The organism is Winkia neuii subsp. neuii DSM 8576 (assembly GCF_000420405.1).
Lineage (GTDB): Bacteria > Actinomycetota > Actinomycetes > Actinomycetales > Actinomycetaceae > Winkia > Winkia neuii.
The window spans coordinates 135,518-153,380 of the sequence record NZ_ATUW01000007.1 but is presented as its reverse complement, the minus strand read 5'-3'; the positions used below and the strand labels follow the sequence as shown (position 1 = coordinate 153,380).

The 17,863-nt window shown below is 54.9% G+C and carries 18 protein-coding genes; 9 read left to right on the top strand and 9 right to left on the bottom strand.

Annotated elements, in window-relative coordinates:
* The first annotated feature begins 75 nt into the window (after nucleotides 1-75).
* The 4 genes from G437_RS0108005 to G437_RS0107990 all read left to right on the top strand — a co-directional run bounded on the left by G437_RS0108005 (nucleotide 76) and on the right by G437_RS0107990 (nucleotide 4,063).
* The gene (locus tag G437_RS0108005) at nucleotides 76-369 is read left to right on the top strand and encodes a WXG100 family type VII secretion target (protein ID WP_024332043.1); all 294 of its coding nucleotides are present in this window, start codon (nucleotides 76-78) and stop codon (nucleotides 367-369) included.
* 349 nt (nucleotides 370-718) lie between these two features.
* Complete coding sequence (locus G437_RS0108000) at nucleotides 719-2,152, top strand: putative T7SS-secreted protein (RefSeq protein WP_155845686.1); 1,434 nt, start codon at nucleotides 719-721, stop codon at nucleotides 2,150-2,152.
* A gap of 254 nt (nucleotides 2,153-2,406) precedes the next feature.
* The gene (locus tag G437_RS0107995; RefSeq protein WP_141739511.1) at nucleotides 2,407-3,072 is read left to right on the top strand and encodes a hypothetical protein; all 666 of its coding nucleotides are present in this window, start codon (nucleotides 2,407-2,409) and stop codon (nucleotides 3,070-3,072) included.
* 73 nt (nucleotides 3,073-3,145) lie between these two features.
* Nucleotides 3,146-4,063: a hypothetical protein gene (locus G437_RS0107990; protein WP_141739510.1), complete on the top strand. Its 918-nt coding sequence runs from the start codon at nucleotides 3,146-3,148 to the stop codon at nucleotides 4,061-4,063.
* Between the two features lie 54 nt (nucleotides 4,064-4,117).
* Here the strand turns inward: G437_RS0107990 and G437_RS0107985 are convergent, their stop codons facing one another.
* Nucleotides 4,118-5,464, bottom strand: a complete 1,347-nt coding sequence (locus tag G437_RS0107985) for a YkvI family membrane protein (protein WP_024332039.1) — start codon at nucleotides 5,462-5,464, stop codon at nucleotides 4,118-4,120.
* Between the two features lie 142 nt (nucleotides 5,465-5,606).
* Nucleotides 5,607-6,368: a hypothetical protein gene (locus G437_RS0107980; protein ID WP_024332038.1), complete on the bottom strand. Its 762-nt coding sequence runs from the start codon at nucleotides 6,366-6,368 to the stop codon at nucleotides 5,607-5,609.
* Nucleotides 6,369-6,559: 191 nt separating this feature from the next.
* Between G437_RS0107980 and G437_RS0107975 the strand changes: the two genes are divergently transcribed.
* Complete coding sequence (locus tag G437_RS0107975; protein WP_024332037.1) at nucleotides 6,560-7,069, top strand: peptidylprolyl isomerase; 510 nt, start codon at nucleotides 6,560-6,562, stop codon at nucleotides 7,067-7,069.
* Nucleotides 7,070-7,179: 110 nt separating this feature from the next.
* Here G437_RS0107975 and G437_RS0107970 read toward each other — a convergent pair whose 3' ends face one another.
* Entirely contained in the window at nucleotides 7,180-7,446 is a 267-nt protein-coding gene (locus G437_RS0107970) for a cell division protein CrgA (protein ID WP_024332036.1), read from the bottom strand.
* A 133-nt stretch (nucleotides 7,447-7,579) separates the two neighbouring features.
* Here G437_RS0107970 and G437_RS0107965 point away from each other — a divergent pair, with 133 nt between their 5' ends.
* The 4 genes from G437_RS0107965 to G437_RS0107950 are packed head-to-tail and all read left to right on the top strand — an operon-like array spanning nucleotide 7,580 to nucleotide 9,718.
* A complete protein-coding gene (locus G437_RS0107965; protein ID WP_024332035.1) occupies nucleotides 7,580-8,323 on the top strand; it encodes a class E sortase in 744 nt (247 codons plus the stop codon).
* Entirely contained in the window at nucleotides 8,323-8,478 is a 156-nt protein-coding gene (locus G437_RS11485) for a hypothetical protein (RefSeq protein WP_024332034.1), read from the top strand. The genes G437_RS0107965 and G437_RS11485 overlap by 1 nt, the downstream gene beginning before the upstream one ends.
* Nucleotides 8,479-8,486: 8 nt before the next feature.
* Complete coding sequence (locus G437_RS0107955; protein ID WP_024332033.1) at nucleotides 8,487-9,194, top strand: anthranilate synthase component II; 708 nt, start codon at nucleotides 8,487-8,489, stop codon at nucleotides 9,192-9,194.
* The gene (locus G437_RS0107950; RefSeq protein ID WP_024332032.1) at nucleotides 9,191-9,718 is read left to right on the top strand and encodes a nucleoside/nucleotide kinase family protein; all 528 of its coding nucleotides are present in this window, start codon (nucleotides 9,191-9,193) and stop codon (nucleotides 9,716-9,718) included. Before G437_RS0107955 ends, G437_RS0107950 begins: the two co-directional genes overlap by 4 nt.
* Before the next feature lie 150 nt (nucleotides 9,719-9,868).
* Here the strand turns inward: G437_RS0107950 and pknB are convergent, their stop codons facing one another.
* The 6 genes from pknB to G437_RS0107920 are packed head-to-tail and all read right to left on the bottom strand — an operon-like array spanning nucleotide 9,869 to nucleotide 17,861.
* Nucleotides 9,869-11,734, bottom strand: a complete 1,866-nt coding sequence (gene pknB / locus G437_RS0107945) for a Stk1 family PASTA domain-containing Ser/Thr kinase (RefSeq protein WP_024332031.1) — start codon at nucleotides 11,732-11,734, stop codon at nucleotides 9,869-9,871.
* Nucleotides 11,716-13,146, bottom strand: coding sequence for a serine/threonine-protein kinase (locus tag G437_RS10990; RefSeq protein ID WP_024332030.1), 1,431 nt, complete (start codon nucleotides 13,144-13,146; stop codon nucleotides 11,716-11,718). The genes pknB and G437_RS10990 overlap by 19 nt, the downstream gene beginning before the upstream one ends.
* A complete protein-coding gene (locus G437_RS0107935; RefSeq protein WP_024332029.1) occupies nucleotides 13,143-14,591 on the bottom strand; it encodes a peptidoglycan D,D-transpeptidase FtsI family protein in 1,449 nt (482 codons plus the stop codon). Before G437_RS0107935 ends, G437_RS10990 begins: the two co-directional genes overlap by 4 nt.
* Nucleotides 14,588-16,054, bottom strand: coding sequence for an FtsW/RodA/SpoVE family cell cycle protein (locus G437_RS0107930; RefSeq protein WP_024332028.1), 1,467 nt, complete (start codon nucleotides 16,052-16,054; stop codon nucleotides 14,588-14,590). The genes G437_RS0107935 and G437_RS0107930 overlap by 4 nt, the downstream gene beginning before the upstream one ends.
* The gene (locus G437_RS0107925) at nucleotides 16,054-17,343 is read right to left on the bottom strand and encodes a PP2C family protein-serine/threonine phosphatase (RefSeq protein WP_024332027.1); all 1,290 of its coding nucleotides are present in this window, start codon (nucleotides 17,341-17,343) and stop codon (nucleotides 16,054-16,056) included. Before G437_RS0107925 ends, G437_RS0107930 begins: the two co-directional genes overlap by 1 nt.
* A complete protein-coding gene (locus G437_RS0107920; RefSeq protein WP_024332026.1) occupies nucleotides 17,340-17,861 on the bottom strand; it encodes an FHA domain-containing protein FhaB/FipA in 522 nt (173 codons plus the stop codon). The genes G437_RS0107925 and G437_RS0107920 overlap by 4 nt, the downstream gene beginning before the upstream one ends.
* Nucleotides 17,862-17,863: the final 2 nt, after the last annotated feature.

Below are 17,863 nucleotides of genomic sequence, written 5' to 3'. Positions count from 1 at the left end.
GGTTAGGGTTGGTTTTGGGTCGGTGGTTTGGCCGGCTGTTTTGTAGGTTTGAGTTTTTTGTGTTGGGAGCTTTTTATGGCGAACATGAATGTTACTTATGCGGAGTTGGAGCAGGTTGCTTCGCAGTTGCAGTCTGGTCAGGGTGAGCTTGAGGGTATTTTGGCTAAGTTGCAGTCGTTGGTGGAGCAGTTGGTTTCTGCTGGTTTTCAGACTGATCAGGCTTCTGGTGCTTTTCAGGCTTCTTATAGTGAGTTTACGCAGGGGGCTAAGTCTGCGGTGCAGGGTCTTACTGGTATGTCGCAGTTCTTGAGTAAGGCTCAGCAGTCTATGTCTGAGCTGGATTCCTCGTTGGCGTCTGGTTTGAACTAGCAGGGCTTGGTTTGGGCCCTGCCAGCCGGCAGGACCCAAACTTAGTTGATTTTGAGGTGAGGGCATTGCCGGATTCTAGAGTTGAACAGACTACAGTTGACTTTCTCAGTCAGCAATTTGCAAACATAAGATCGAATCTTAGCTTGAAAAATGTTTCGCAGGCTTCTCCTGACGATAGCAATGTCGGGCATCGCGCAGTTATCGCTGCCGTGAATAGTTTTAATGGCCAAATTCAAAGTACTAGAAATAAGTATTAAAGGGTTGAAAAACAAGCTGAATTGTTAAGTATGTTCAGAGCGCAACCTCAGGATTAGATTTCAATACGGCGAGGACGCTAGGGCATTAATAGTTGGCTCGTGTATGGGCGAAAGGTGAAGTTTTGGGTGAGAATTGGTTTTTGGTAAGGCAGTTACGGAATCCTGTTCGTGGTGATTCTGGCCAGGTTAGTGTCATGTGTAGGCGGTATAGCGCTCTTGCTGATACTTTCGAGTCTATGGCTTCTCAGCTTAGTGCTGATTCTGGTGGTGTTCAGCAAGGAAAGTGGGCTGAGGCGCTAAAGGAGAAGGCTGGTGAGTTGCCGGCTGATTTCAGTAAGTTTGCTGAAAGTTTCCGCGAGGTGGTGGATGCGCTTAATGATTGGCGGGGACGGTTAGGGCCTTGGAAGCAAAAAGCAATCCTAGCGGTTCGAGAGGCTGAGCGGGCTGATGCTGATCGGCGAGCAGCTAGGGGTGCGCTGTTGCAGGCTGAGGGCGAGAAGGTCAGGGCTGGACTGGCTGCCGCGGCTGGTGCTGATACTGGCGCCCAATTGTTGCAGGTGCAGAATCAGATTAGCCAGTATCAGCAGAAATTAGACGAGGCAAACGGGCGTATTGAGAACGCTACCGCCAAGGTTAAGGCTGTGAAGGATGATTATAACGAGGCTGCTCATACGACAGCTGCGCGGATAGATGCGGCCCGCGATAAAGCCCCCAAACTAAGCAGTTGGGAAAATATTGTCTACAATGATTGGTGGAAGGCCCTGGTTGGGGTAGCGAAGGTCGCTGCTGTGGTTTTGGCTTTGGCGGCGTGTTTTTTCAGTGGGGGTGCTCTCGCTATCGCGCTTGCGGCAGCAGCAGCGATAACTGTTTCTGATAGTTTCATGCAGTGGAGGGTCGGGGATAAGTCTGGGCTGGAGTTTGGGATTGACGCGTTATTCGGTGCCCTAACGGTAATTCCAGGATTAACAGCAATTAGCAACGGCGTGAAGGCGGCACGTGGGTCAGCCGCAGCTAAGGAGGCTTTCAAGATGTCTTCTACCAATACTTCGAAAATATTGGCAGAGAACTTACAGCCGGTACTCACCACGAGTAAAGCTTCGGAGAAATTCCCAGCCGCCATAGAACAGTCTGTTAATAGGTTAGTGCGAGGACAAGGATCTTTTCTGCGACATCCTGACGGGCTAAAGAAAATTCTACTTGGTGATCTTCTGCCCTCAAAGAAAAACTTCGCTAAATTGAATACTGCCGTAGTAAAGGGAAATCTGGCAGGGGATATAAAAACGGCAGCGCAAAGAACGGTCGGATATAATTATGGGCCGTTACAAACTGCAATCAATCGAGTTTCCGGAGGAATACAAAATGGTGCATTTGGGCATGCTTTTAAACCCTTTAAACCGATTATTAAAGACGGCGTCTCCACCTACCAAAGCTATAGTGATCCAAGTGCGCGAAATAAGATTTCTTATAGCAATACTATGCAAACGCTAGTTAGGCCGTATGGCTGGTATAAGTCACTGAGTAGTTAGCTGGTAATGAAACGTAGGGGATGATCGTGGGCCGGCAAATGGATGCAAGACGCCCTGGTAAGTTGAACTTGACTCCGTTGTCGGGCGGGGCCTTGATGGCTGCCTGTTTTGGAGAGGTGCAGCGTAAAGCAGCTAGTAAGATTGGCGGAGCTAGGTGTTCCTGGCGGGTGGTTTCTGCTTGGATAGTGGTACTAGCTTTTGTTGCTGTCGCAGGCTGTGCGGCCCAGTCTATCTACACTGTGCATAGTGGGGACGTGGGAGCAGATGCGTGGTATGTAGGGCTGCTGCCATTTGACCGGCAGTATGGCAGCGTAGTTCTTATCTTCTTAACGCTGTTTTTCACTCCTATCCTTGGTGCGTTGGTGGCTTTTGTGGCGTCATGGTTCCTGATCGGACTAGGGTTTAACAAGGCGAGCGCAGCAGCCGGTATGTTCGGTTCTCTTAGTTTTGGTGAGGGCGTAGGACATGAGCTCGGGATCTATCTGTTGCTTCGAGAAATAAGAACTGGTAACCGGCAGAACAAGTTTTATGACCCCGTAAAATCGCGTGCGGTTCAAATAAATGCCAGTTCATCTATATTTAGCGATCCTTGGGTCATTTGGATGGCGGTGGGGGTTGCTGTGGCGGCTATTGTTGGGGCATATCTGCTGCATAGGCACCAAATGTCTGTATTCCAGTTGATTTTAACGGGTATGTCTGGACTGTTTTTACTAGGTTTTGTCATATACAGGGGGCAATATTTAGGAATACTACTGGTGGCAGTAGCTATCTTGTTAATGTTCCTGCTGCCGGTTGAGATCATGGCTGTTCAAATGTTAATTGATACGCGTTACCCTGCCATATGCGGGGCTGGTTCGGCGACTGTATTGTTTGCAGAGTTGGGGGCAATATTTACTTTGACAGCGTTGGTTTGTTCTTAAGAAGTAAAAGCATCTGCTTTGGTTTTCGCGCTAACTCTTGTACGAGATGAACAAATTATTCACTAAGGGGTATATGACAGAAATGCATGGTGAATCGGGCGCTAGCTGCGAAGATGGTGCTACCTGCCCTCGTCTACCCTATGAAATTCCCTCAATAGGTTTAATCGAGGCCACGCATGGTTCGGGCCAGGCTAAGGTATGCGGGCAGGTCGGTGGGCTAAGGCTGACATGGAGTAGGATCGTCGTCTGGTCTCTAATTCTTGTAGGGATTATGCTTGCTGGAGCTTTCGGGCAGTCGCTGTATATGACACACAGTGGCGATATTACGTCTAGTTCCTTCTTCATGGGACTTAGCGGGTTGGACCGCAGCGAAGGTCCGCTTTGGGTAGTGTTACTTGACTTAGTCTTTATGCCCCCTTTTTTGGGGGTGTGGGGATTCATTGTCTCGATGGTTTTCATAGCGCTAGCGAATGAGGTGGGCGGCTACATTGTGGCTGCATTAGCAGCGCTAGGTGTAGGTGAAACGTTTGGACTGGAAGTTGGAAAATACCTTTTGCTGGAGCAGGTAGAGCGGGGGCGGGCCAACTCGTTCTATCAGGTAGAAGCCAGTGGTCCAGTACACCTAACTGCTGGCGATACGCTATTTTCAAATCCATGGGCAGCAGCTATTGGCCTGGGGGCTGTAGTTTTGGCGGTGCTAGATATGCTCCTTTTGCGAAACAAGAACCTGGTTCGCAGGACGGTAGGAATAAACGTGCTTGCTGCCATAGGATTGTTGGGGTTGGCCATCTACGACGGGAAATGGGGCTCAATCTTGATACTGGTGCTCCTTTTCGTAGTGGTGGGAGTTTTGCTACCGGCCGAAGCCTATTCTGCTTCTTTCTTAATAGAGCACCAGTATCCCGCTAGAACCGCAAAAGGTGTAGGTGTAGTGCTCGCCGGCGAGCTAGCGGCCGTCTTTGCGCTCGTACTTTTTACGATGAGGTATTAATGCCGGCGACTATTGTCCTCTTATAGCTCAGATTGCGGCGTCCAGGGGCGGAACCTACCTGGCAGTAGAGCCCTTGCCCTGATCAGCCTCCCGAGCTTCCTTCGCCCCATCCTTTTGCTCCGTCGAATATTTGGCTGCATCCTCCTCAGAGAAATCAACCTGATCGTCAGAAGCCAATTCGTGGGCCACCTCGTCGTGAATACTATCCGACAAATCCTTGTCCTTAATCGGAGACCTAGAAAGTGCCCTCTTGAGCGCCGCAGCATGCTTGCGCCCAAACCGCACCCCGGGATTGAGCTTGCGAGCAACCAGCGCTCGAATGCGGCCACGCCGCTCGGCCTCCTCAGAAATCTTCGACCGCTCCCGCAGCCAGGCATAAACCATAACCACAATCAAAATAATGCCTATATAGCCAATAATTGGGTAGAAAATAGCAATCAACTTCTTGAACCCAATGAAGCTCACCGCAAAACCAACCAGGGTAGTGACAATCAAAATCGGGCGAAAACGCTGCGGCCTAGCAGAAGCCGCCCTCTTAGCAAACGCATAAAACATGCCAATCGCAGTATTGAAGATCATCCCGAAAATAATCAACGCCACCACAATTGCTAGCTTAGGGCTGACCACCTCGACCATTTGCAGCGTAGGCATATCAAACCCCGCAGTATCGCGCACCGCATAAAGTAAACCAAGAGCTGACAAGGCTAATAAAACACCGAATACGATGCCGCCAAGCAATCCGCCCAGCCCCGCAGAACGCGGATCCACAAAATCGCCGCCCATCACGATAGCCATGGAAACGGCAATAATGAACTCCATGCCCACATAATTCAAAGCAGAAACCGACCAATGCGGCAACGAAGTATGAACCGTCTGCTGAGCAACAGGAGTAAGAGAAGAAACAGATTCCGTAGCAGTAACAATGGAATAAATAGCTACCGAAACCAAAAAAATGATCACCAGCGGAGTAATAGCACCAATCAGCCGAGTAACCTTATCCACGTCCAAAAAGCCAGCCAAAATCACCATGGCAACCATAATTAAGGCACCCACATAAATAGGCAGCCCAAACTGCTGCTGCAGATTCGAACCCGCACCCGCAATCATGATCACGCCAGTGAAAAACAAAGTGAACATGATCGAAGCATCGAAAAAACGAGACAGAATAGGGTGAGTGACACGATCTAAAACAAAACGGTGTTCCTTAGCCTGAAAATAACTCCCCAACTCTAAAGTGGCCAAACCGGCAGCAGCCATAACCACCCCCGCAATGACAGCTCCCCAAATACCGGAAATACCGAAAGCCACGAAATACTGGGAGATCTCTTGCCCCGAAGCGAAGCCCGCCCCCACGACAAGGCCAATGAACGCGAGAGCAATACCAATTGCACGCTTAACCATGTGCCACCCTTCGAAAAATACATAAGATAAAACGACTACTACGCCTATGATACGGCCGGGTATTCAATGGCGCTTAAAAACTGCGATTTAGAAACAAAACTGGGGAGGAGCTGAAGCTCCTCCCCAGAAACGCTAGTGAATACTAGTTGTCAGAATGCTCATCCAAACCAGCCTGGTGAGCCTGCACCTTCTGCTCGGTGCGATCCTGCACCTGATCGGTGGTAGCGGCGTCCTCGGCCTGTTCGTTAGGTACTTCCTGGTCGTCAATAGGCAGATCCATCTTTACGTCCTCCCAATATTCCTCGGCCCACGGATCTTCAACCGGCTTCGTGCGGCGCCAAGCCACATAACCGGCAGCACCAACAGCGGCAGCAATTAGCAACGCAATAAGCCCGCCCTTAGACGAACCATTAGACTTGCGAGCCTTAGCCAAAGCCTTCTTATTGTCCTTAGCAGCCTTCTTAGCCTGCTTGGCTGCCTGCTTAGCCGCCTTCTTCAGTTCCCGCTTCGACGGAACCGGAGTGTCGAGCGCAGCAGACTTAGCCGACTGTGCGGCAGCACGAGTCTTCTTTACTGCAGGCGAAGCAGCAGCCACTGCCGCATACTTCTTAGCCGAAGACTGAGCTGCCTTACCGTAGCGTTTAGTGGCCTCGGTGGCATCCTGAGCCTTTTGTTCCAAAGAAGGCAGAACATCCTTCTGCAACTTCTCGCTAGCCTCGCTCACACGCGGCAAAATCTCGTCCTCGAAACGTGCGCGCGCATCCTGGTAAACAGGCCGAATAGCCTTCGAAGCCTGATCAACCTTGGGGGCCACATAATCGGCGGCCGCGTCAATCCAACCATGAGCGTGGTCGCGGACCGACTCGATGGCCTCGGTCGATGCTTCCTTCTTCCTACCGAACATCCACATGCTCCTTATATCGTCAGCGCCGAAACGCCTTCGGCGTATACCTTTCCTATTCTGCCAACAAAAGCGAGGTTTTGCTTGGCCTACAAATCTGTGGACGCAAAATTTCGCCCTCGGCTACACAAAAACGACGCCAACGCCAATGTTGGAACTAGCGTTGGCGCCCTCGCCCTGGCAACATAAGAGCCATGGAAGCAATAATGCACACTAACAAAGGCGACATCCGCCTAGAACTATTCCCAAACCACGCCCCTCTAACCGTGAAAAACTTCCGCGAACTAGCCCTAGGCGAGCGCGAATGGGTGAACCCCAAGAACGGTAAGCCCACCTCCGAGCCGCTCTACAACGGAGTCATCTTCCACCGCGTAATCGACGGCTTTATGATTCAAGGCGGCGATCCGCTAGGCACCGGTACAGGCGGCCCCGGATACCAGTTCAAAGACGAATTCCACCCCGAACTAACCTTCGGAGAGCCCTACGTGCTAGCGATGGCTAACGCCGGCCCGGGCACTAACGGCTCCCAGTTCTTCATCACCGTTGCCCCCACCCCACACCTACAAAACCACCACACCATCTTCGGTAAAGTGGCTGACGACGAATCCAAGAAAGTCGTTGACGCAATAGCGAAAGTACCCACCGGACCGCAGGATCGACCCCTCGAAGACGTGGTAATAGAATCTGTCGAAATCAACGACTAATAAAGCTGGCAGCAGAAATGGGGCAGAGGGTAAACCTCTGCCCCATATTTCTATTGACGCCAGGCGCCTACAACAAGCTAAACTGCGCCAAAATGCCCTTAGCCGTTAGGCTACTTCCACCTGAGCAACATCAAAAAGCCAACCATGGCCACGCCGACGCCAATTGCTAGATTCCAGTTTCCAATAGCCCCAATCGGGTAGTGGGCGCCAGAAATGTAGTACACGATAATGTAGAGCAGGCCCAGAATCATGAGCGTCACAGAAACAGGCGCCCACCAACGCGGGGAAGGTGTCATGCCTGCAGACCAGCCGGCATTCAACTCGGATTCATCGGCGTTAGAAACGCGGGACTTACTAGACTTGCGGGACTCGGCCACTGCGACTCCTGAGGTAAAAACTTATTTGGTCGTTCCCTAGTGTAGTGGCTCCAACGCGAACAATTGCAACATGGAACGTAAAACGAACGTGAATGCTCATACAATAGTTGCGACGAAACTAGGAGGTGGGCAGGTGAGTCACGTTCGCACCCCCCAGCGGAGCCGCCGGCGCCGGCGCGGAGCAGACCCCATTAGTGTAATAGGGGAACTGCTCATAACAGTTGGGGTAATCATTGGTCTCTTTGCTTTCTGGCAGGTATACGTAACGGACTGGCAGGTCTCTGCCGCAGAAAACGCGGCCCTAAGCGATTTTGACAAACAGCTAAACGACGGACCCAAGAAAATCTCAAGCGATCTGCGCTATGACGCCCCGCCCGCAACCGACCCGCCCGGATGGGATACCACCTTCGCAAGTTTGCACGTGCCCGCCTGGGAAAAAATGGTTGTCCCAGTGGTGGAAGGCTCCGCCCAATATATTCTGGATCGAGGCGTAGCAGGCCACTACGAACGCACTGCCCTGCCGGGGGCAGTAGGTAACTTCTCAGTTGCCGCGCACCGGCGCTCATACGGCTCCAATTTCCGTTACATCGACCGCCTAGAAGCGGGCAACAACATAATCGTGCGTACCAAAAAAGCCTGGCTCGTATACAAAGTAACCGAGAAAAAACTAACCACCCCCGACGACGGAGGAGTAATAGCCCCAGTACCGTCAAAACCCGGAGCTGAGCCCACCGAACGGCTGATGACCCTCACAACTTGCGCTACGGCCTCGGGCGGACAATTCGGCAATACCCACCGCTACATAGTCCACGCCAAACTAGACCACTGGGTGCCCCCCGAGACCGGCATCCCCGCAGAACTGGAAGGAGCAAACTAATGTACGCTGCACTGTGGAGGATCCTTCCCGGCCCCACCTTCGTGAAACTACTAGAAGCACTCATCCTAATAGTGGGTACTATTGCAGTACTTTTCACCTGGGTGTACCCGTGGGCAGAAAAGTACTTCAACCTGACTGGAAACACTGTTCATTAGGCAAAAACATGGAAAATGCAAACGTAGGCGCCGGCCTAAAAATACTCTGCGTGGATAACTACGACTCCTTCGTCTGGACAATCGTAGGTTACCTGCGCGCCCTAGGGGCGACCGTAGAAGTAGTTCGCAACGACCGGGTTGCAGTAGGCGCTCCCGCCAAAGTCGACATCGACAAGATCGGAGGACGCTTCTACACCGACCAAGATGGCAGTGCTCCCTACGCCACCCAGGCAACCGACGTAGCCGACGCAATCTCAACCTATGACGGGGTATTGATAAGCCCCGGACCAGGCACGCCCTCCGAAGCAGGATCCAGCCCACAAGTGCTAAAAGCCTGCAAAGAGCTAGGCAAACCCATGCTAGGAGTATGCCTAGGAGAACAGGGGTTAGCCGAAATATGCGGCGCAAAAATAGTGCGGGCCCCACAGCTAATGCACGGCAAAACCTCGCTGATACACCACTCCGGAGCCGGCATCTTTGCCGGCCTCGACAACCCCCTGCAAGTGACGCGCTACCACTCCCTAGCAGTAGATCCAGAAACAATCCCCGCCGAACTGGCCGTAAACGCCAAAACCGACGACGGCACCATAATGGGGCTCGAACACAAAGAAGCCCCGCTATGGGGCGTGCAATTCCACCCGGAATCTGTAACCACCAGTGAAGGCCACCAAATGTTCGCAAACTGGCTGCGCAAAGTTCGCGAGATATCCAGGTGAACGACCTATTTGCGAGGGCAAAACACCTAGCAGGTAGGGCGCCGCTGCGACTCCTAATAGACGGGCGCTCAGGGGCAGGTAAAACCTCCCTCGCAAAAACACTCCACGAGCAGGCCCCCCAGGCCCAGCTACTGGCCGTCGAAGCGTGGTGCCCCGGCTGGAAAGGGCTGGCGGTTGCCGCCCAAAAATGCGCAGACCTAGTAAACAGGCGCACCAGCCGCATCCACCTGTGGGACTGGCGGCAAAACGATTGGGGCCCCTGGCTCGAACCTGACCCCGCCAAAGACTGGATTGTAGAAGGTTGCGGTGCACTCACGCGGGACTCGGCAGCAGCAGCCGGAGCGGTAGGCATCTGGCTTGAGCTAGAAACCGGCAAACGCAAAAAACGCGCCCTAGCCCGCGACGGCCAAACCTATGCCCCCTACTGGGAGGTTTGGGCAAGGCAAGAAGAAAGCCTCTATAGTGCAGAAAAACCCTGGCAGCTAGCCAAAATCTGTCTAAAAGACCCAAATTTTAACAAATAAAAATGCCCGCCTAGGGCGAACCGCTCCCGCTGCCAACCGGACAGCAAACTTTCTGCGCGCACAAACTGCTCCCCACTAGCTGGTGACTGATTTTCAGTTCAACTAATGGGGAGCAGTTCAAAGGCCCATCCGCCGGGCAATACAACCTAACTAATGGGTAGCGCCACCATTCTGGTTCTGCCCGCTAGGAGCATTGGAATCTCCCTGAGTATCCTTATCCTTATTCTGATCCTTGTCAGAGGGCGACGGTGACGGTGACGGAGATGGCGGAGCCTTAGCCACATTCACCGTAATAGACGTACCCTGCTTCACCTGGCCCACAGCCGACAAAGAAGCCACGTTACCTTGAGGAACAGCTGAAGTCTCGACCTCGGTAATAGTGATAGACAAGCCATTATCCTGCAAGAACTTAACTACTTCGTCCTTAGACTTGCCAACCAAATCCTGCGGCACATTCACCATTCCGGAACCTACAACCAGATTCACCGTAGTGCCCTTGGCAACCTTAGTGCCCGCCCCTGGATCAGAAGAAATCACCTGATCCTTGGGCACAGTACCAGAATCCTGGGTACTCACCGAACCAGCCGTCAAATCAGCCGCCTGCAAAGCAGCTCGCGCCTGCTCCTGGCTCATTCCGGAAAGATCAGGGACCTCAATTTCTCCCTTACCCTTAGAAACAACCACAGTAACCTTAGAGCCCTTCTCGACCTGCGTGCCAGGCTCCGGGGTAGAAGAAATAATGTGGTCGGCCTCGACCGTGTCAGACTCCTGAGGAGTACCCTCGACCATGGTAAGCCCAGCATTCGAAAGCTCAGTCCGAGCCTCCGCCCTGGACATGCCAACAATATTCGCAGGAACCGCTACCTTATTCTCGTTAGGATCCTTCTGGCCATTCCAAATGAAATAGCCAACTGCACCAACAACAAGCAGCGCCAAAAGCGCAACCACAGTCGCAACAATACGATTGCGCCGCTTACGTTTCTTATCCCGTTCAGCCTCAACCCGCTTCGCCTCCTGGCGAGCACGCCGCAGAGCCGCCTGATCCTGAATCGGAGACTGTGGCTGAGTAATAGACAACGCCCTAGTGCGATCCAACTCGTCGCTGCGCGTCAAAACTTGGGTCTCGCCCTCGCCCCACGTGTCAACACCGGGAGCACCAACCCTGGCCCCCCTGCCGGCCGCAACCAAATCCTGCAGCATCTGTCCCGCGTCAGCGTAACGATCCTCCTTAGTTTTGGCCAAAGACTTCATTACCACCCGGTTTAGCGCCTCCGGAATATCGGGAGTAATCTGCGCTGGAGGCGTAGGAACCTTAGAAACATGCTGATAGGCAACTGCCACCGCCGTGTCACCAGTGAAAGGAGGACGGCCCGTAAGCAGCTCGTAAAGCAAGCAACCGGCAGAATAAAGATCGGACCTATTGTCCACCTTCTCGCCACGCGCCTGCTCAGGAGACAAATACTGGGCCGTGCCAACAACAGCGTCAGTCTGAGTCATAGTGGCCGAAGAATCAGCCAACGCCCGCGCAATGCCAAAATCCATGACCTTGACCTTGCCAGTAGTAGTAAGCATGACGTTGCCCGGCTTTATATCGCGGTGCACCAGCCCTTGCGAATGCGCATACTCGAGGGCCTGCAGCACCCCGGTCATGATCTCGATGGCCTCGTCAATTGGAACAGGCGAGCCGTCAGACAAAAGATCGCGCACCGTGTGCCCCTCGACATATTCCATAATGATATACGGAACCTGCACAGTGGAGCCATCAGGAGTAGTAACCGTTTCCTCGCCCGTGTCGTAGACCGCCACAATATTAGGATGATTGAGCGAAGCAGCAGACTGAGCTTCGCGGCGGAAACGAGCCTGGAAAATAGAATCGCGAGCCAGGTCAGTGCGCAGCATCTTAATGGCAACTACGCGAGATAGACGAATGTCGTAGCCCAGGTGGACTTGCGCCATCCCGCCTCGGCCAATGAGCGTTCGTACCTCGTAGCGTCCTGCTAACAGAGATTCGGCCATGACACACCCTTCAAATCAGTTACTAGTGCGAGGGCGACCTGCGCACTCGCGGAATCGATTAGGTTCCAAAATGCCACCGTCGCGATGGCGAAAACTATCAGCGCAAATACGGCCAGGCAGATCCAGTATGTCAGATTGCTCGCCCCACCCATGTGGGTGGCATACCTGCGAGGGCGAGGTGCGACCTCGGCGAGAACAGTAGAACCGGCGCGATCGCCTTTGCTGCGCCCCTTGTTTTTATCCGGAGGACGCCAGGCAGGAGGCTTCGTAGGCCGCCACTTGCCGAGCGCCTCAATCGCGCTAGCCAAAGAATCTTTAGTGATGGTGTACCGGCGCGCAGAATGAACCTCCGGGGTGCGCTGGGGCGCAAATTCAGGAGGCATTTGCTCGGGGGCCGACACAGTGCCGCCATCCAGCTGATCCACCTTGTCTGAATCCTCGGCCAACGGCGCAATTGAAGTGCGCACAGCCCCCTTGTGAGCTCCCCCCGGCAACGGCCAGGGGCGCATGAGCGCGCGCTTCTTAGACTTGGGGATCCTGCCGGCGGGCTTAGCACCAGGCTCGGGCTCACTGCTGCGACCAGTGCGCAAAATGTGGCTGACACGAGCCAGATCGCGGGCCAAGTCCCGAGCAGAAGCCGGTCTGTGAGCGGGATCCTTTTCGAGTAATTGCATTACAAGCGCGCGCAGCTCAGGGGGAACTGAATCAGGCAGAGGAGGAACCTTCTGATTCACATGCGCGAAAGCAATATCTACCTGCGAAGAACCAGTAAACGGACGCTTGCCGGCCAAGGCCTCGTAGGCAATAATCCCCAGTGCGTACAAATCCCCGACCGGAGTAGCCGGATTACCCGTAGCCTGTTCCGGAGGCAAATACTGGGCTGTGCCCATAACCATTCCCACCGCAGTAAGTTGCTCCTGGTGGGGGCTAAACGAGATACCGAAATCAGTCAGCTTAGCAACGCCGTCAGCGCGCACCAGGATGTTGGCAGGCTTAATATCCCTGTGGACAATCCCGGCGCTATGAACAGCGTCGAGCGCATTAGCTGTCTGGTACATGATAGAGAGCAAAAGATCGGGCTCCAGGGTGGCCCCGTCTTGCAACAACTCGGTCATAGGAACGCCGTCGACAAGCTCCATAATCAACCAGGCCAGGCCGTCGTCCTCGCCGTAGTCCAGAGTTTGCGCCACACCCGGATGGGAAATCTTTTGAGCGTTGCGGGCCTCCACATTGAAGCGGGATAAGAATTGGCCCTGGCCAGCCAGTTCCTCTTTTAGCACCTTCGCAGCAACAATGGAACCGTCCTTGGAATCGCGGGCCTGCCAAACCTCGCCCATTCCGCCAACGGCAATCTGGGTAAGCAACACATAGCGGTTACCGAGCGTAAACCCGGCAGCAATACGTCCACTCATTGGTTGATCACCGCCTGCATGACGGCTTTAGCTATGGGGGCGGCCACCTGCCCGCCGTAGGCGATGTCGACACCCGATTGCCCGCCCTCTACTACAACGGCAACAGCAATACGCGGGTCGTTAGCAGGAGCGAAACCTGTAAACCAGCCGTCTGCCAGCTGGCCGCGCTCGGCGGTGCCGGTCTTGCCAGCTACGTCGATTCCAGAAATCTGGGCGGCAGTGGCGGTGCCCTCCTTAGTGGCGGCAACCATCATCTTGGTTAGTTGGGCGGCACTGTCAGCCCGCATGGCACGGCCGAATTCCGAGGGCGATTCCTGTTTTTGCACGCTCAGATCAGCATCCATGATCCGGGAAATGAGCTGGGGTTTCATTACAGTCCCACCGTTGGCAATGCCGGCCGAAACCATTGCCATCTGCAGCGGTGTAACGCGTACGTCGAATTGCCCTATGGCGCTCATAGCGGTTTGGGCCTGCGGCATGTCCTTGGGGAATGTCGAGGGCGTAGCGCGCAGCGGAATCTTGTGCGCGGTGCCAAAGCCAAAGGCTTCTGCCTGCTTCGAAATGGCGTCTTGGCCCAGGTCCATGCCGGTTTTGGCAAACGTGGTGTTGCACGAATGCGCGAGCGCATACTGGAAGGTGGGATTGCCGTCCCCGCAGGCCTCACCGGCGTCGTTAGAAATCTTGTTCTCGGTTTGGGGCAGATCCAAGGTAACTGGCGATTCGATCTTAGTGTCGGTCTTGTACTTTCCCGATTCGAGCATGGCGGCCGCAGTTACCAGCTTGAACGTGGATCCCGGAGCGTAGGTATGGCCGCCGAAAGCCCTGTTGTCTAGCGGCCGTTCAGGATCTTTGTTGTAGGCGTCGTAAGCCTGTTGGGCGGTTTTCCCATCGTGGGAGGCCAAAGGGTTGGGATCGTAGGAGGGCGAGGAATAAAGTGCCAGGATGCGCCCGGTTTTCGGTTCCAAGGCGACCACGGCCCCTCGCCTATCTCCCAAAGCTTCAGCGGCTGCGTGCTGGGCTGCGGGATTGATGGTTAGTTCGAGGGAGCCCCCCACGGGTTGTTCGCCGGTAAATAGACGCTGTATACGCGATTTTAGAAGGGTGTCGGAGGTGCCGTCTAGGACCTGGTTTTGGTCGGCCTCGAGGCCGGTGGCGGTGTTGAAGGCGGTGGCGTAATAGCCGGTGGCCAGCGCGTATAGGCCACCTGCGGGATATTGGCGTTGATATTTGAAGACGTCGTTAGAGGGGTCTGAAGAGGCCACGGGGGCACCGCCTACGATTATGGAACCGCGATCCCTGCCTGTGGAGGCGTAAATTGTGCGTGCATTGCGTGAATCCGCGTTCAGTTCTGGCGCTTTGACGAACTGGATTAGCGTGGCCGCGCACATGAGCGTAATAAACATTAGGACCACAACCAGCGTGAGGCGTCGTACTTGGGTATTCACAGCGCCTCCCCTTTGTTGATGTGTACTAGCTGGGTTTCTTCGTTCGAGGGCGTGGCCCCGACTTTGGGGGCGTCTTTTTGGGTGGCGGAGCTGCCTTTAGTGACCTTGTCGATTTCGGCGGTAGTGAGTTGGCCGGTGGGGGCGGGCCGGCGTGCAGCATCGGAAATGCGCAGCAGCAGGCCGACTATGATCCAGCTGGACATGAGTGAAGAGCCACCGGCTGCCAAAAATGGCAGTGTCAGCCCGGTTAGTGGGAGCACACGGGTGATGCCCCCGACCACTACGAAAACTTGGAAGGCGATTCCGAAGCTCAGCCCGGTTGCCAGGAGTTTGCCGAAGCCGTCGCGCACACCAATAGCCGTGCGCATGCCTCGTTCGATTAGGATCAGGTACAGGACCAAGATTGCGAAGACGCCGGTTAGTCCGAGCTCTTCTGCAAGGGAAGCGAAGATGAAATCGGAGTTCGCAAATGGCACTATCTGCGGGTAGCCGGATCCCCATCCGGTCCCTGAAAGCCCGCCTGTGGCCATACCGAATAGGCCTTGCACTAGCTGGCCCGACCCGCCTGGCCGATTGTAGACAGCTGGGTCGAGGGCGTGCAGCCACCCGTCGATTCGCGAGGAGACGTGTGAAACCTTGGTTGCCATCCACAGGAAAGGAAGCATGAGTAAGGCGCCGATTATCAGCCAGGATACCCTGTCGGTTGCCACGTAGAGCATGGCTACGAACAGACCAAATAGCAGTAGTGAGGTGCCGAAGTCGCGCTGCCCTACTAGGACTACGATTGAGGCTGCCCAAACCACTACTAGGGGGCCTAGGTCGCGCGGACGCGGCAGCCGCAACCCCAAGATTTTGGGCCCGCCCACAGATAGTTTGTCGCGGCCTTCCACCAGGTAGGCGGCGAAGAAGATTGCCAGCAGAATTTTGGTGAGTTCTGCAGGCTGGATGGTTATAAAGCCCAGGTTGATCCAGATTTTGGCGCCGTTTACCGCGGGGAAGAAGATGGGCAGTATTAGTAGTAGCAGCCCACCTAGCATAAGTAGGTAGGAGTTTTTGCGCAGCCGCCTGTGGTCACGAACCACTATGAGTGTGAGAGCCATGAGGACAATGCCGGCAACGGTGATTATGAGCTGTTTAGATCCCACCACCAGGTCTTGTTGGCCGCGGGCCGCATAGGACAGGTCGAGGCGGTAGATCATGGCGAGCCCAATGCCGTTCAAAGCTACCGCGATAGGCAGAATGACGGGATCGGCGTAGGGGGCAAAGTGGCGCACCAGCAGGTGCGTTACCACGGTGAATACCACTAGGGCACCCAAGTGCATCCACAGGCCCGAGGGCGGCTCCCCAGTTCTGGTGACAGCGGTCGCCACGTAGCCGCCCACACCGACCAAAAGGGCCAACGCTAGCAGGCCTATCTCGGGGAGGCGAGCCGAAGAAACCGGCTTGATCTCGACTGTTGCCATTACTTGCCTGACCCAGCAGAATCCGGTTTCGGAGATATCAGATCGACGTTTACGTGGGTGCGCTGCAGATTCTTTACTACTTCGCGCGCCTCGGTAAGCGAATCGCGGGTAATCGGAGTTTGTAGCCTGTCCCTTGCGAATGGGTCCAGATCTGACATGTTTAGGTTAGATAGTTCGACGTGGTGGGACAGGTGCCAAGGCCCAACCGTTTGGGGGATTCCCTGGTAGATCGCAACCTTGCCCTTGTAAGGGGACACGTAATATTGATTTTGGGACCAGTTCCAGGCTAAAACGCCCCCAACTGCTACAACTGCCGCAATTAAAAGGCCAACCAGGGAGCCAATGAGTCGGCGCCGGCGTTTTTTACGTTTTAGATCGGCTGCGTCGGCTGCGTCGGCATCAAGTTCTTTCTGGTCGCGCGGGCTGCGCGAGGGGTCACCTCGGCCGGCCAGTGCTGCCGCCTTGCCCGCTGCAGAATCGGCATCCCTGGTGCGCTCTAGCCGATTGGTAGCAGCCGCTCCCACGATTTGCGGGGCGGTAGACGGCTCATAGCCCAGGTGATCTGGATCTACCACATCGGCAATTACGACAGTTACGTTGTCGGGACCGCCGGCGCGCAATGCTAGGGCAATCAGCTGGTCGCAGGCATCGGCAGGATCCTCGACCCCGTGCAACACCTCGCCGATAGTTTGGGCGCTCACCACCCCGGAAAGCCCGTCCGAACACAGGAGCCAACGGTCGCCCTCGACGGCCTCCCTGATTGATTCGTCAAGGGTAATGTCCGAGGTCGAATCGCCAAGCACGCGCAAAAGTACGCTGCGTTGGGGGTGGTTCTCGGCCTGCTCGGGGGTGAGCTGGCCAGACTGCACTAAATACTGCACAAATGAGTGGTCGGTGGTCACCTGTGTAAGCGTTCCCTGCCGCAGCAGGTACGCCCTCGAATCGCCAATGTGAGTCATGGCCAATTTGTTACCCGAACGTAGCACCGCAATGCAGGTGGTGCCCAGGCCGTGCAGATCAGCGTCGTGGGAAGAGCGGTCCACCAGCTCTTCGTGGGCATCTGAAATGCGCGTGCGTAGCAGGTTTAGCAGGTCGTCCGCTCCATGCGCATCGGAGTCCAGGTCGGCAAGGTGAGCCACAGCAATAGAAGAGGCAATATCCCCGCCGGCCGGCCCGCCCATGCCGTCGGCAAGTACTAACAAATGTGGTCCCGCATAGCCCGAATCTTGGTTGGACTTACGTACCAAACCCACATCAGAGCGGGTAGCAAAGCGCAAAGTAAGACTCATTTTGTTAGCTCCAATGTAGTTTGGCCGATCCGAATTTGGTTTCCTAAACCGACCGGCCGAGGTGAGGAAATGCGCTCCCCGTCGACGAATACGCCGTTGGTGGAATTCATGTCCTCGACGTGCCACGAACCGCCTGCTAAATAAAGCCTGGCGTGCTGCGAAGACGCGTACGAATCGTCAACCACTAAGGTGCAGGCGGGGGAACGCCCGATGACGATGGCCGACGATCCAAGTGGCATCGTAGTGCCGATTAGGGCGCCCTCGGTAATAACGAGTTGCGTGGGGGAGGTGTTGGATCCCGTGATGGAACGGCGGCGAGGAATGCCGCCAGAATCGCGTTCAGTTTTTGGCGAGGGCGACTCCCGGCGCCTTTTTGCCCCCCGGCGTCCGCGCCCTCTGGGGGTGACAACTGTGCCCCAGACGTCGCGACGCAATACCCCGAGGGCCGCAACTACAAATAGCCACAGGAGCAGTAGGTAGCCGAGCCGGATTACTGTAACCGCTAATTCTGAAGCCAACC

Coding starts and splice junctions, on each gene's coding strand:
- G437_RS0108005 (WP_024332043.1), top strand. CDS start 76: ATGGCGAACATGAATGTTACTTATGCGGAGTTGGAGCAGGTTGCTTCG.
- G437_RS0107990 (WP_141739510.1), top strand. CDS start 3,146: ATGACAGAAATGCATGGTGAATCGGGCGCTAGCTGCGAAGATGGTGCT.
- G437_RS0107985 (WP_024332039.1), bottom strand. CDS start 5,464: ATGGTTAAGCGTGCAATTGGTATTGCTCTCGCGTTCATTGGCCTTGTC.
- G437_RS0107980 (WP_024332038.1), bottom strand. CDS start 6,368: ATGTTCGGTAGGAAGAAGGAAGCATCGACCGAGGCCATCGAGTCGGTC.
- G437_RS0107975 (WP_024332037.1), top strand. CDS start 6,560: ATGGAAGCAATAATGCACACTAACAAAGGCGACATCCGCCTAGAACTA.
- G437_RS11485 (WP_024332034.1), top strand. CDS start 8,323: ATGTACGCTGCACTGTGGAGGATCCTTCCCGGCCCCACCTTCGTGAAA.
- G437_RS0107955 (WP_024332033.1), top strand. CDS start 8,487: ATGGAAAATGCAAACGTAGGCGCCGGCCTAAAAATACTCTGCGTGGAT.
- pknB (WP_024332031.1), bottom strand. CDS start 11,734: ATGGCCGAATCTCTGTTAGCAGGACGCTACGAGGTACGAACGCTCATT.
- G437_RS10990 (WP_024332030.1), bottom strand. CDS start 13,146: ATGAGTGGACGTATTGCTGCCGGGTTTACGCTCGGTAACCGCTATGTG.
- G437_RS0107930 (WP_024332028.1), bottom strand. CDS start 16,054: ATGGCAACAGTCGAGATCAAGCCGGTTTCTTCGGCTCGCCTCCCCGAG.
- G437_RS0107925 (WP_024332027.1), bottom strand. CDS start 17,343: ATGAGTCTTACTTTGCGCTTTGCTACCCGCTCTGATGTGGGTTTGGTA.